Raw genomic sequence first — 13,281 nt, forward strand, 5'->3', positions numbered from 1 at the left:
TCACAGCAGCGTGGCTGGTTTTTTTTTATTTTTTTTCCGGGATCTTTTTCAGACTATCGGGCGATCGGATCCGCTTTTTGCGATCCAGCAGAAGCAGGGTGTCAGGATCGTAATAGCGGCTTGGCCAGATTTCTGCCGGATGTACCTCAAGCGCCATAGCGATAAGCCACTCGCCTTTGGGCCAGGGGCGTGACAGCGCATTGGCGAGCGTTGAGGAGCAAAGTCCTGACGCACGTGACAGAGCCGCCAGTGAAGTACCACGTTTGCGTAGCGCTGCGATAATATCTGCAGGATGCCAATCCTCTTTCCTTGTCTGCATAACTTGTTCTCCATATCCATGTAATGCGTAATCGCTGCTGTGGCAGTGAAGGGTAAAACTGGAAATTAACGGCTCTATATAGCAAAAAGGTTCCATTAATTTCCAGTAATTGTTACACCCAGGTAGCAAAATCTGGCGGGTATTCGCAAAAAGCGTGCAAACTTATGCAAACGGCGCAGGAAACGGCGGGAAAATAAAAAACGGAGCCGGGCGGCTCCGTCCGGAATTAAAAGTCGCGCTGCACTGACATATGCGCCAGCGCTTCAAGCGCAGTACGCCACGGACTCTCAGGCAGCAGCTGTAGCGCAGCAATCGCTTTATCCGCTTCTTCTTCAGCGCGTTTGCGCGTCCATTCCAGTGAACCCGTCTGCTGCATAGCGGCCAGCACCGGCTCCAGCAAATGGCGTCCGTTGCCTTCCTCAATCGCGCTGCGGATCATAGCGGCCTGCTCGGGGGTGCCATGATGCATGGCATGCAGCAGGGGCAGCGTCGGTTTCCCTTCGCTGAGATCGTCACCGGTATTTTTACCCAGCGTCTCGCCATCTGCGCTGTAGTCGAGCAAATCGTCAATTAACTGGAAAGCGGTGCCAAGGTAGCGACCATAATCCTGCAGCGCTTTCTCCTGAGCAGGCGAAGCCTCTGCCAGAATCGCTGAGGCCTGAGAAGCAGCCTCAAACAGACGCGCCGTTTTACTGTAGATCACGCGCATGTAGCTCTCTTCAGTGATGTCAGGATCGTTACAGTTCATCAGCTGCAGCACTTCGCCTTCTGCGATCACATTCACCGCTTCTGACATCAGCGCGAGGATCTTTAAGGATCCAAGGCTGGTCATCATCTGAAAAGCGCGCGTATAGATAAAATCACCTACCAGCACGCTGGCGGCATTACCAAACGCCGCATTCGCAGTCGCTTTGCCGCGACGCATGTCAGACTCATCCACCACATCATCATGCAGCAGTGTTGCCGTGTGGATAAATTCAATCAGTGCTGCGTTCGTAACATGCAGCGAACCCTGATAGTTGAGCGCACGCGCTGAAAGCACGGCAATCATCGGACGAATGCGTTTACCTCCGCCGCTGACAATGTAGTAGCCCAACTGGTTGATCAGTGAGACATCTGAATTCAGCTGGTCGAGGATGGTCTGGTTGACGGCCGCCATGTCCTGCGCGGTTAGTTCGTTAATTTGTTCTAGGTTCATTCGTCTGTTCAGCTTTGACTCGTTTTTTGCATGGTAGGCGCTTTTACCCAGCGTGAGTTCAGGTAATCTGTTACTGATTGTACTTGAAAATTCAGGATGAGAAACGGTTGCATTCACTCTGCGCTTTTTTTCTGCAGGAGAGTGCAAAGTGCGCTTGTTTTCTGCTGGATATTTGCGTAGAATTCGCGCCCTATTGTGAATATTATCGCGCCGCCTGATTACACAGAAAGGCAAGCGCAGAAGCGGAGTTTTATATGTACGCGGTTTTCCAAAGTGGTGGTAAACAACACCGAGTAAGCGAAGGTCAGACCGTTCGCCTGGAAAAGCTGGACATCGCAACCGGCGAAACCATTGAGTTCGACCAGGTTCTGATGATTGCAAATGGCGAAGACGTGAAAATCGGCGCGCCACTGGTTTCAGGCGGAATGATCAAGGCAGAAGTTGTTGCTCACGGTCGCGGCGAAAAAATCAAGATTGTTAAGTTTCGTCGTCGTAAACACTACCGTAAGCAAGCTGGTCACCGTCAGTGGTTCACTGATGTGAAAATCACGACGATCAGCGCGTAAGAGGAGATCTGACAAATGGCACATAAGAAGGCTGGTGGTTCGACCCGTAACGGTCGCGACTCCAACGCAAAACGTCTGGGTGTTAAGCGTTTCGGTGGTGAATCTGTTCTGGCAGGTAGCATCATCGTTCGTCAGCGTGGCACCAAGTTCCACGCCGGTACCAATGTAGGCTGTGGTCGTGACCACACCCTGTTTGCTACCACAGACGGCAAAGTTAAATTCGAAGTGAAAGGCCCGAACAACCGTAAATATATCAGCATCGTTGCTGAGTAAGGTTGTCGTGCTGCAGACGATAATCGTCTGAACACACGAAGGAAAGGCCCCGCAGCTTTGCGGGGCTTTTTACATTCTGCCGCCGGTTATCGATTCCCCGCTAACTGAGCTGCGCGGTTTGCTGTACACTTTCTGTACATATCATATTACCAGATTTGCATTATCCGCCGCCGGTCAGCACAGAAGACCCTGGCGGACCCGTCTGCCGCTCTCTGCAGCGACAGACGACAGTGTGACGGAGAAATAGAATGAAGTTTGTTGATGAAGCGACGATCCTTGTGGTCGCAGGCGATGGCGGCAACGGTTGCGTTAGCTTCCGCCGCGAGAAATATATTCCTAAAGGCGGCCCGGACGGCGGTGACGGCGGTGATGGCGGTGACGTCTATCTGCTGGCAGATGAAAACCTCAATACCCTGATCGATTATCGCTTTGAAAAAGCGTTCCGCGCTGAGCGCGGTCAGAATGGTCAGAGCCGCGACTGCACCGGCAAACGTGGCAAAGATGTCACCATCAAAGTGCCGGTCGGTACGCGCATAATCGATCAGGGCACCGGTGAAACGCTGGGCGATATGACGCGCCATGAGCAGAAGCTGATGGTAGCGAAAGGCGGCTGGCACGGTCTTGGTAACACGCGTTTTAAATCCTCGGTTAACCGCACCCCGCGCCAGAAAACCATGGGGACGCCAGGCGAGAAACGCGATCTGCAGCTGGAGCTGATGCTGCTGGCCGATGTCGGCATGCTGGGTCTGCCGAATGCGGGTAAATCGACCTTTATTCGCGCCGTCTCTGCAGCGAAGCCAAAAGTGGCGGACTATCCGTTTACCACGCTGGTTCCCAGCCTGGGCGTTGTGCGCATGGACAGCGAAAAAAGCTTTGTCGTGGCCGATATCCCGGGGCTGATTGAAGGCGCAGCGGAAGGCGCCGGGCTGGGCATTCGCTTCCTGAAGCATCTTGAGCGCTGTCGCGTCCTGCTGCACCTGATCGACATTGCGCCTATCGACGAAACCGATCCGGTTGAAAACGCCCGCATCATTCTTGGCGAGCTGGAAAAATATAGCGAGAAGCTCTATCAGAAGCCGCGCTGGCTGGTGTTTAACAAAACTGACCTGCTGAGTCAGGAAGAAGCTGAAAGCCGCGCTAAAGCGATTGCAGAGGCGCTCGGCTGGGATGACAAATATTATCTTATCTCTGCCGCCAGTCGTACCGGCGTGAATGAACTCTGCTGGGATGTGATGAGCTTTATCATTGCTAATCCTAAAGAAGCAGAACTGGAAGAGAAGCAGCCTGAGAAGGTCGCGTTCATGTGGGATGATTACCATCGTGAAGCGCTGGAGACCGCTCAGGAAGTGGAAGAAGATGATGACTGGGATGACGACTGGGATGATGAAGACGACGAAGGCGTCGAAATTATCTATCAGCGTTAATCGCAGCTAAAAGCGGCCTTCGGGCCGCTTTTTTTATCTGCAGAGCTAGCCGTTGAGCTGATACGGCAGCGTACAGCGGGCAATCAGTCCGCTGCGGTCTTCACGGTTTTCCAGCGTCAGCGTACCGCGGTGCATTTGTACAATACGCAGCACAATATTCAGACCCAGTCCGCTGCCGCCGTAGCGCTGATCGCGACGGCGAAAGGCCTGGGTTAACTCCTCTGCGGCTCCGGCATCAATACCCGGCCCTTCATCCCATACTTCTGCCGTTACCTGCTGCGCATCCCGGTATAGCTTAACCTGCACCTCGCTGTTTTCCGGGCTATAGCGCGAGGCGTTCTCCAGCAAATTGCGCAGCATCAGGCGCAACAGCACCGCTTCGCCCTGCTGCGGGATATCACTCCCCTCTGGCCAGCGCAGCCGCTGCTGACGCTGTAGCAGCAGCTCGTCCATCTCTGGTTTCAGCGGCTGCATGATATCCTGCAGCCACCACAGCTGCTGATAGTGTCCGCCCGCCAGCGCCTGGCCGGCACGTGACAGCATGAGCAGCTGCTCTACGGTGTGCATCAGCTGATCGATACGGCTAATCAGCATTTCACTCTGCGGCACCTGCTGCTGCTGCAGCAGTTCCAGATGCAGCCGCAGCCCGGCGAGGGGCGTACGCAGTTCATGGGCAGCATCGGCAGTAAAAAGCCGCTCCTGCTGCAGCGTGTGGTCCAGACGGGAAAACAGCTGATTTATCGCGCCGGTGACGGCAACAATTTCATCCATATCCGCATACACCGGCAGGGGAGTGAGGTTGTCGGCGGAACGATGCGCCAGGCTATCCTGCAGCAGCTTAAGCGGGCGAATAATCCAGTTAATCGCCCAGAACGAGAGCAGCAGCGTCAGGCATACCATCACCAGTGAGGGCAGTAGCAGCGAAGCGATCGCTTCGCGGATCTCATTCTCGACCCGCTGATTGCGCGCCTGAGCCGAAAGCGTCTCATTGACAAGAAAGCTGATCTGCTCCCGGCTCTCGTGCCAGAGCCAGATCACGCTCATGACCTGACAGATAAGCAGGATCAGCGCCAGCATGATCAGTAAGCGCTGCCGCATACTGTTCATTCGCGCAGTTCCAGCCGGTAACCCACACCGCGAACCGTTTTAATCCGATCTTTTCCCAGCTTGCGGCGCAGATTATGAATATGCACTTCCAGCGTGTTCGATCCGGGATCGTCGTTCCAGCTATAGAGATCCTGTTGAAGCGTTTCGCGATGCACATTTTGTCCGATGCGCATCAGCAGGCGCGTCAGTAGCGCAAACTCTTTAGGCGTAATATCCACCGACTGATTTTCAAGCAGCACCTGCTGCGTGCTGAGATTGAGCGTCAGATCGCCCTGTTGCAGCTGGTTATCGCTCTGCCCCTGATAGCGGCGGATCAGCGCCCGAACCCGCGCCTGCAGTTCTGCCAGTGCAAAAGGCTTGATCAGATAATCATCCGCACCGGCATCCAGGCCCTCCACGCGATCTTCCAGCGCATCACGCGCCGTAAGGATCAGCACCGGGATCGCAACGCCCTCGCGCCGCCACTGGCGCAGCAGCGAAGCGCCGTCGCGATCCGGCAGGCCAAGATCCAGCACGATCAGCGTATACTGACCGCTGCGCAATAGCGCATTACTCTCTGCGGCGCTGCTGGCGCAATCTGTTGCATAACCCTTAGCGCCCAGCGCCTGTGCCAGGCCCGACTGCAGCAGCGCATCATCTTCAACAATCAACAATTTCATTAGTTGTTCTTGTTAATGTCCGTGTAGAGGCGGCTTTCAAAGCGAACCAGCGGAATACGCCGCGTTTTCTGATTTTCCGGGGGCACGGCATAGCCTGACAGAAACTGCACAAAGGCAACGCGCGCACCGCTGGACGTGGTAATAAACCCTGCCAGATTATAGACGCCCTGCAGAGAACCGGTTTTTGCTGAGACTTTGCCATCGAGGCCCGCTTCATGGAGCCCGCCACGATACTGCAGCGTGCCGTCGTAGCCAGCCAGCGGCAGCATAGAGATATAGTCGAGCGTGGCGTCGTTTTTAGCAATGTACTGCAGCACCTGCATCATTGTCTCTGGCGAGATCAAATCGTGACGCGACAGGCCGGAACCATCAACCTGAATGCTGTTGCCCATATCAATACCCGCTTTTTCGCGCAGAATACGACGCACGGCGTCAGAGGCGGCACGAAACGTACCCGGCACGTTAAAGTAGTGATGGCCGATGGTGCGGAACACGGTGTCCGCAATCATGTTGTCCGACTTTTTCAGCATCATGCGCAGTAGCGTATGCAGCGGCGCGGATTGGGTCGAGGCGAGCACGGTACCCGGCGACGTAACCTGCGTCTGGCGTACCAGATGACCGCTATAATCAATATCAGCCGCACGCAGCATCCCTTTCAGGATTTCACCTGACCAGGCGGCATCATCCTGAACCGCAAAGGCGAGCGGCAGCGGTTCTGCCCGCTGGCGCATACAGCCTGTCAGCGTATAGCGGTTAAGCTCACCAGGCACCACATCCAGCTCGCAGTACTGACCTTCGCCGCTGTTAGGGGCAAGCGTCCGGACCTGGCTGAACATATGGGCCGGATAGTAAGACGCGATACGCACAAAGGCGGTTTCACCAGCAGTTTTGCCACTGTAAAGCGAAACCGAGAAGCAGTTTTTGTCGACAATCGCCGCGCCGGGTGGTGCGCTGAAGCACTGAGTCAGATCGTTCCAGGGCCAGCCGGGAGCCATATCGTGGCTGGCAAATACGGAGGTATCAATCACCAGGTTGCCTTTGATATGAGTGATACCCTGCTGCTTCAGCGCGGCGACCATATTGCGCAGATTCTGCCTGCTCAGCGTAGGATCGCCGCCAAAGCGGGCCACCAGATCGCCGTTCAGCGTGCCGTCGGTAATGGCCCCGCGAGTCTCAAGCGTGGTCTGAAAGCGGAAGTCGGGTCCCAGCTCCAGAAGTGCCGCCAGCGCCGTGATCACTTTCATGGTGCTGGCCGGTAGAGCCATCTGTTTTCCGTGATAGTCAATAATAGGGGTTGATGCGCCCACTTTCTGTACCATCAGCGCCAGGTTCGCGCCGTCAGGTAAATACTGCATGTATTCTTCAACGGGGGCCGCTTGTGCCTGCAGCATTACCGCGCAGGTTAATCCGGTAACAAGTCGTGAAAATCGCATAATCTCGCGGTAACTGACGGATGGGGCGTCAATACTACGTCCCCGGGCAGGGCAAAGTAAACGATGACCCACAGGGAACTCTGGGGTAAAATACGTATCAAAATGCAAAACCGATCCCTGACCCGGAAAGCTTTCCGGGTCAGGGTTCTTTTGCTTTTGAAAAGGGGCCGTGTGCCGCAGAAGCGATTATTCTGCTGTCACCAGTCAGGATGACACCGTTAACCAGGATAGAGACGAGGAGCCAAAATGAATCAGATTCCGATGACGTTACAAGGCGCTGAGAAGCTGCGTGAAGAGCTGAACGAACTGAAAACCGTAAAGCGTCCGCGCATCATCGCCTCCATCGCTGAAGCTCGTGAGCATGGCGACCTGAAAGAGAACGCCGAGTACCATGCTGCGCGTGAAGAGCAGGGGTTTTGCGAAGGGCGTATTCAGGAGATTGAAGCTAAACTTTCTAATGCGCAGGTGATCGACATCACATCTATGCCAAAAACCGGTCGCGTCATTTTCGGTGCCACGGTAACTGTGCTGAATGTAGATACCGACGAAGAGTTTACTTACCGCATTGTGGGTGACGATGAAGCAGATTTTAAACAAAATCTGATCTCGGTTAACTCGCCAATGGCGCGTGGTCTGGTGGGCAAAGAGGCCGATGACGTAGCCATTGTGAAAACGCCGGGCGGTGACGTGGAGTATGAAGTGCTGAAGGTTGAATATCTGTAAGCACCCGCTGTTGTCATGCCGGGCAGAATGTAAAGAAAGGAAAAAGGCCGCATGGCGGCCTTTTATCGCATGCGTGAGCGTGGCACTTTCTCTGCCCGCCGCGCCGTGCTTAGTATATAGCTTAACGAGGCAGCGTGATTTTGCGCTCCTGCGCCGGGCGGTACAGCACCAGCACATTGCCGATAACCTGCACATTGCTGGCCTTGGTTTCACGCACAATGGCCTCGACGATCAGCTGCTTGGTTTCGCGATCTTCTGAGGCAATTTTCACCTTAATCAGTTCGTGATGGTCAAGCGCCTGTTCGATTTCGGCGAGCACGCCTTCAGTAAGGCCGTTGCCGCCCAGCATGACCACCGGCTTCAGTGGGTGGGCCAGGCCTTTCAGGTGCTGTTTTTGTTTGGTACTCAGATTCATCGTATTTTTTGCTTACTCAGGGATTGAAAACGGGTCATTCTACCGCCATCTCGGGTATATCGCCAAATCATCGCTACCCATTGCGCGCTGATTTATCGCTACGATGACGATTTAACTGGAAAAATTATGACGGGTAAAAAGCGTTCGGCCAGTTCCAGTCGCTGGCTTCAGGAACACTTTAGCGATAAATATGTGCTTCAGGCACAGAAAAAAGGGCTGCGTTCGCGCGCCTGGTTTAAACTTGATGAAATTCAGCAGGGTGACAAGCTGTTTAAACCCGGTATGACCGTGGTGGACTTAGGCGCGGCACCCGGCGGCTGGTCACAATATGTGGTACAGCAGATTGGCAATAGCGGGCGGGTGATTGCCTGCGATCTGCTGCCGATGGATCCGATTGTCGGCGTGGATTTTATGCAGGGTGACTTCCGTGACGAGGCCGTGCTGAAAGCGCTGCTTGAGCGGGTAGGGGACCAGAAAGTTCAGGTGGTGATGTCAGATATGGCACCCAACATGAGCGGTACGCCAGCTGTGGATATTCCTCGTTCAATGTATTTAGTTGAACTGGCGCTGGAAATGTGTCGGGATGTACTGGCTCCCGGCGGCAGTTTTGTTGTGAAAGTGTTTCAGGGAGATGGCTTCGATGAATACCTCCGGGAAATTCGCTCCCTATTTACGAAAGTGAAAATTCGTAAGCCAGACGCTTCGCGGTTACGTTCACGTGAAGTGTATATTGTGGCGACAGGGCGCAAACTGTAGGCCCGAATACCGGCGTCAAAGCAAGCTGAATAGTGCGTTTATCCCGGCCTGATTCTGAGTTTCAGGGTAAACCAGCAAATTCATCCATGCTGCGATTCCAGGTATGAAGGATATATAGTACCCTACGCTGTCTGTTAACACCGTTGTAATATGAGGTTAATCCCTTGAGTGACATGGCGAAAAACCTGATTCTCTGGTTAGTCATCGCGGTCGTGCTGATGTCAGTATTCCAGAGCTTTGGGCCCAGCGAGTCGAATGGCCGTAGGGTTGATTATTCAACCTTCCTGTCGGAAGTGAACCAGGATCAGGTCCGCGAGGCACGTATTAACGGGCGTGAAATTAACGTAACCAAAAAAGACAGTAATAAATATACCACCTACATTCCTGTCAACGATCCCAAGTTACTCGATAACCTGCTGACCAAAAACGTCAAAGTAGTGGGTGAACCACCTGAAGAGCCAAGCCTGCTGGCTTCTATCTTCATTTCCTGGTTCCCGATGCTGCTGCTGATTGGCGTATGGATCTTCTTTATGCGTCAGATGCAGGGCGGCGGCGGTAAGGGCGCGATGTCCTTCGGCAAAAGCAAAGCCCGCATGCTGACGGAAGACCAGATCAAGACCACCTTTGCCGACGTCGCTGGCTGTGATGAAGCGAAAGAAGAGGTAGGTGAGCTGGTAGAGTATCTGCGTGAACCAAGCCGTTTCCAGAAGCTGGGCGGTAAAATCCCGAAAGGCGTCCTGATGGTGGGCCCGCCGGGTACAGGTAAAACGCTGCTGGCTAAAGCTATCGCCGGCGAAGCGAAAGTGCCTTTCTTCACTATTTCCGGTTCCGATTTCGTAGAAATGTTTGTCGGCGTGGGCGCATCCCGCGTGCGTGACATGTTCGAACAGGCGAAAAAAGCTGCGCCGTGCATCATCTTTATCGATGAGATCGATGCGGTAGGACGTCAGCGTGGTGCCGGTTTAGGCGGTGGTCACGATGAGCGTGAGCAGACGCTGAACCAGATGCTGGTTGAGATGGATGGTTTTGAAGGCAATGAAGGCATTATTGTTATCGCCGCAACCAACCGTCCGGATGTACTCGACCCTGCGCTGCTGCGTCCGGGCCGTTTTGACCGTCAGGTTGTCGTTGGCCTGCCGGACGTGCGCGGTCGTGAACAGATCCTGAAAGTGCATATGCGCCGTGTGCCGCTGGCAACCGACATCGATGCGGCTATTATCGCACGCGGTACACCGGGCTTCTCGGGAGCTGACCTGGCAAACCTGGTCAACGAAGCCGCACTCTTTGCCGCTCGTGGCAACAAGCGCGTAGTGTCGATGGTCGAGTTCGAAAAAGCCAAAGACAAAATCATGATGGGTGCAGAACGCCGCTCCATGGTGATGACGGAAGCGCAGAAAGAGTCAACCGCTTACCATGAAGCCGGGCATGCGATTATCGGCCGTCTGGTGCCAGAACACGATCCGGTACATAAAGTTACGATCATTCCGCGCGGCCGTGCGCTGGGCGTGACGTTCTTCCTGCCGGAAGGTGATGCTATCAGCGCCAGCCGTCAGAAACTGGAAAGTCAGATCTCCACGCTCTATGGCGGTCGTCTGGCTGAAGAGATCATCTACGGCGCAGAACATGTCTCTACCGGTGCATCTAACGACATCAAAGTGGCGACCAATCTGGCTCGTAACATGGTGACGCAGTGGGGCTTCTCAGAGAAGCTTGGCCCGCTGCTCTATGCGGAAGAAGAGGGTGAAGTGTTCCTTGGCCGTTCCGTAGCGAAAGCCAAGCATATGTCAGATGAGACTGCGCGCATCATCGATCAGGAAGTTAAACACCTGATCGACAGCAACTATCAGCGTGCACGTCGTATTCTGGGCGAGAACATGGATATTCTTCATGCGATGAAAGATGCGCTGATGAAGTATGAAACCATTGATGCTCCGCAGATTGATGACCTGATGGCGCGCCGCGATGTGCGACCGCCAGCTGGCTGGGAAGATCCCGGCAGCAACAACTCTGACAGCAACGGTACGCCAAAGGCGCCATGTCCGGTTGATGAACCGCGTACGCCGAATCCGGGTAATACCATGTCTGAGCAGTTCAATAAATAAGAGGCCATCACCTCAGCAAAAACCCCGGCCAGTCCGGGGTTTTTTACATTTAACGTTTGACCACTTCAGGACCATACCTGCCATGAAACTCCACGCGCGTGATTCCTTTCTCGATCTCTCCTTCCCCCATGTAATGGGTATTCTGAACGTAACGCCCGACTCCTTTTCTGACGGCGGCGCGCATAACTCTCTGGTAAACGCGCTGACGCATACTAATGAGATGGTAAATGCCGGCGCGACAATCATCGATGTCGGCGGCGAGTCGACCCGGCCCGGAGCGGACGAGGTCAGCGTTGAGGAGGAGCTGGAGCGGGTTATCCCGGTTGTGGAGGCTATTGCACAGCGGTTTGAAGTCTGGATCTCAGTAGATACCTCAAAGCCTGACGTCATCCGTGAAGCAGCGAGAGCGGGTGCTCACATCATCAATGATATTCGCTCGCTTTCAGAGCCTGGCGCGCTCGATGCGGCGGCAGAGAGCGGTTTACCGGTTTGTCTGATGCATATGCAGGGTGAACCCCGCACCATGCAGCAGACACCCACGTATAACAATGTGATTAGCGAAGTGGACGCTTACTTCGCTGCGCAAATTGCGCGCTGTGAGGCGGCGGGCATCAAAAAAGCGCAACTGCTGCTCGACCCGGGCTTTGGTTTCGGTAAGAATCTCAGCCATAACTATGAGCTGCTGGCCCACCTGAGCCATTTTCATCATTACGGCTTACCGCTGCTGGTGGGAATGTCGCGTAAATCGATGATTGGTCAGCTGCTTAATGTCGGCCCGGCACAGCGTCTTACCGGCAGCCTGAGCTGCGCAGTCATTGCTGCGATGCAGGGCGCCCAGATTATTCGCGTGCATGATGTGAAAGAGACAGTTGAAGCGATGCGCATCGTGGAAGCGACCCAGAGAGCAAAAGGATAACAGGCATGAGTGAGCGTAAATATTTTGGTACAGATGGCATCCGCGGCAAAGTAGGCGAAGCGCCGATCACGCCCGATTTTGTACTGAAGCTGGGTTTTGCCGCAGGCAAAGTGCTGGCGCGTTCAGGTTCAAGAAAAGTACTGATTGGCAAAGACACGCGCATTTCTGGCTATATGCTGGAGTCGGCGCTCGAAGCGGGGCTGGCAGCAGCAGGCCTCTCGGCAGCTTTTACCGGACCGATGCCAACCCCGGCAATTGCCTACCTGACGCGAACGTTTCGTGCGGAAGCGGGGATCGTGATCTCCGCCTCTCACAATCCGTTTGATGATAACGGCATTAAATTTTTCTCAGCCGAAGGCACCAAGCTGCCGGATGATGTGGAAGAAGCGATTGAGCGCGAGCTGGAAAAACCGCTGACCTGCGTGGAATCTGCTGAACTGGGGCGTGCCAGCCGTATCGTGGATGCCGCCGGTCGCTATATTGAATTCTGTAAAGGCACTTTCCCCGGCGAGCTGAGTCTCAACGGTCTGAAAATTGTGGTCGATTGCGCGAATGGTGCCACCTATCACATCGCCCCTAACGTGCTGCGTGAGCTGGGTGCGCAGGTCATCGCGATTGGCGTGCAGCCGGACGGCATGAACATCAACAAGGAGTGCGGAGCGACTGACCTGCGTCAGCTGCAGCAGCGCGTCCTGGAAGAGCAGGCTAACCTTGGTCTCGCCTATGACGGAGATGGCGATCGCATCATGATGGTGGATCATCTGGGACAGAAAGTGGATGGCGACCAGATTCTCTATATCATTGCGCGCGAAGCGCTGCGTCAGGGACAGCTGCGCGGTGGCGTGGTCGGGACGCTGATGAGTAACATGGGGCTGGAGCTGGCCCTGAAACAGCTGGGCATCCCGTTCACCCGTGCCAAAGTGGGCGACCGCTACGTACTGGAAAAAATGCAGGAGAAAGGCTGGCGCATGGGGGCTGAGAACTCCGGGCATGTTATTCTGCTGGATAAAATCAGTACCGGCGACGGAATTGTAGCCAGTTTGCAAGTGCTTACTGCCATAGTGCGCAACCACATGAGTCTGCACGATCTGTGCAGCGGTATGAAAATGCTGCCGCAAATCCTGGTTAACGTGCGCTTTACCGGCAGCCACGATCCGCTGGAGAGTGAAAGCGTGAAAGCTGCGGCTGCCGAAGCAGAGCAGGCGCTGGCAGGGCGCGGGCGGGTACTGCTGCGTAAATCAGGCACGGAGCCGCTGATCCGCGTGATGGTGGAAGGCGAAGATGAAGCGCAGGTAACCGCGCTGGCGCATAATATTGCCGCAGCGGTAAAAGCAGTTTAAACCCGGCCAGGCGGCAGGCGGGATGCCTTTTCGCCTGGTAAATCATCATG

The 13,281-nt window shown here is 54.8% G+C and carries 14 protein-coding genes; 8 read left to right on the forward strand and 6 right to left on the reverse strand.

Annotated elements, in window-relative coordinates:
- Window positions 1-25 precede the first annotated feature (25 nt).
- Both FS690_RS08385 and ispB read right to left on the reverse strand, forming a co-directional pair.
- On the reverse strand, window positions 26-319 hold the full coding sequence (locus FS690_RS08385) for a helix-turn-helix transcriptional regulator (protein ID WP_039382241.1): 294 nt from the start codon (window positions 317-319) through the stop codon (window positions 26-28).
- Between the two features lie 226 nt (window positions 320-545).
- The gene (ispB, locus tag FS690_RS08390) at window positions 546-1,517 is read right to left on the reverse strand and encodes an octaprenyl diphosphate synthase (RefSeq protein WP_039382243.1); all 972 of its coding nucleotides are present in this window, start codon (window positions 1,515-1,517) and stop codon (window positions 546-548) included.
- A gap of 254 nt (window positions 1,518-1,771) precedes the next feature.
- On the opposite strand from ispB, the gene rplU reads away from it, so the two are divergent.
- The 3 genes from rplU to cgtA all read left to right on the forward strand — a co-directional run bounded on the left by rplU (window position 1,772) and on the right by cgtA (window position 3,780).
- Window positions 1,772-2,083: a 50S ribosomal protein L21 gene (rplU, locus tag FS690_RS08395; protein ID WP_039382246.1), complete on the forward strand. Its 312-nt coding sequence runs from the start codon at window positions 1,772-1,774 to the stop codon at window positions 2,081-2,083.
- Between the two features lie 15 nt (window positions 2,084-2,098).
- Window positions 2,099-2,356 (forward strand): 50S ribosomal protein L27, encoded by a 258-nt coding sequence (gene rpmA, locus FS690_RS08400; RefSeq protein ID WP_039382249.1) that lies wholly within the window; start codon window positions 2,099-2,101, stop codon window positions 2,354-2,356.
- Window positions 2,357-2,604: 248 nt separating this feature from the next.
- Window positions 2,605-3,780 (forward strand): Obg family GTPase CgtA, encoded by a 1,176-nt coding sequence (cgtA, locus tag FS690_RS08405; RefSeq protein ID WP_039382251.1) that lies wholly within the window; start codon window positions 2,605-2,607, stop codon window positions 3,778-3,780.
- A gap of 45 nt (window positions 3,781-3,825) precedes the next feature.
- Here cgtA and pmrB read toward each other — a convergent pair whose 3' ends face one another.
- Genes pmrB through dacB form a run of 3 tightly spaced genes read right to left on the reverse strand, consistent with a single transcriptional unit; the run spans window position 3,826 to window position 6,979 of the window.
- Entirely contained in the window at window positions 3,826-4,887 is a 1,062-nt protein-coding gene (gene pmrB / locus FS690_RS08410) for a two-component system sensor histidine kinase PmrB (protein WP_039382254.1), read from the reverse strand.
- Window positions 4,884-5,546 (reverse strand): two-component system response regulator PmrA, encoded by a 663-nt coding sequence (gene pmrA, locus FS690_RS08415; protein WP_071669139.1) that lies wholly within the window; start codon window positions 5,544-5,546, stop codon window positions 4,884-4,886. The genes pmrB and pmrA overlap by 4 nt, the downstream gene beginning before the upstream one ends.
- Window positions 5,546-6,979 carry a serine-type D-Ala-D-Ala carboxypeptidase gene (dacB, locus tag FS690_RS08420; protein ID WP_039382258.1) on the reverse strand — a complete coding sequence of 478 codons (1,434 nt, stop codon included), beginning with the start codon at window positions 6,977-6,979 and terminating at the stop codon, window positions 5,546-5,548. The genes pmrA and dacB overlap by 1 nt, the downstream gene beginning before the upstream one ends.
- A gap of 246 nt (window positions 6,980-7,225) precedes the next feature.
- On the opposite strand from dacB, the gene greA reads away from it, so the two are divergent.
- Window positions 7,226-7,702 (forward strand): transcription elongation factor GreA, encoded by a 477-nt coding sequence (greA, locus tag FS690_RS08425; protein WP_039382260.1) that lies wholly within the window; start codon window positions 7,226-7,228, stop codon window positions 7,700-7,702.
- A 121-nt stretch (window positions 7,703-7,823) separates the two neighbouring features.
- On the opposite strand, the gene yhbY is transcribed toward greA, so the two are convergent.
- The gene (gene yhbY, locus FS690_RS08430; protein WP_145339389.1) at window positions 7,824-8,117 is read right to left on the reverse strand and encodes a ribosome assembly RNA-binding protein YhbY; all 294 of its coding nucleotides are present in this window, start codon (window positions 8,115-8,117) and stop codon (window positions 7,824-7,826) included.
- A 126-nt stretch (window positions 8,118-8,243) separates the two neighbouring features.
- On the opposite strand from yhbY, the gene rlmE reads away from it, so the two are divergent.
- From rlmE to glmM, 4 genes are all read left to right on the forward strand, one after another.
- The gene (gene rlmE / locus FS690_RS08435) at window positions 8,244-8,873 is read left to right on the forward strand and encodes a 23S rRNA (uridine(2552)-2'-O)-methyltransferase RlmE (protein WP_039382266.1); all 630 of its coding nucleotides are present in this window, start codon (window positions 8,244-8,246) and stop codon (window positions 8,871-8,873) included.
- Window positions 8,874-9,046: 173 nt separating this feature from the next.
- A complete protein-coding gene (gene ftsH / locus FS690_RS08440) occupies window positions 9,047-10,975 on the forward strand; it encodes an ATP-dependent zinc metalloprotease FtsH (protein ID WP_145339391.1) in 1,929 nt (642 codons plus the stop codon).
- Between the two features lie 82 nt (window positions 10,976-11,057).
- Window positions 11,058-11,891: a dihydropteroate synthase gene (gene folP, locus FS690_RS08445; protein ID WP_039382270.1), complete on the forward strand. Its 834-nt coding sequence runs from the start codon at window positions 11,058-11,060 to the stop codon at window positions 11,889-11,891.
- A 5-nt stretch (window positions 11,892-11,896) separates the two neighbouring features.
- On the forward strand, window positions 11,897-13,231 hold the full coding sequence (glmM, locus tag FS690_RS08450) for a phosphoglucosamine mutase (protein ID WP_071669137.1): 1,335 nt from the start codon (window positions 11,897-11,899) through the stop codon (window positions 13,229-13,231).
- Window positions 13,232-13,281: the final 50 nt, after the last annotated feature.

The organism is Pantoea sp. PSNIH1 (genome assembly GCF_007680655.1).
Lineage (GTDB): Bacteria > Pseudomonadota > Gammaproteobacteria > Enterobacterales > Enterobacteriaceae > Pantoea > Pantoea eucrina.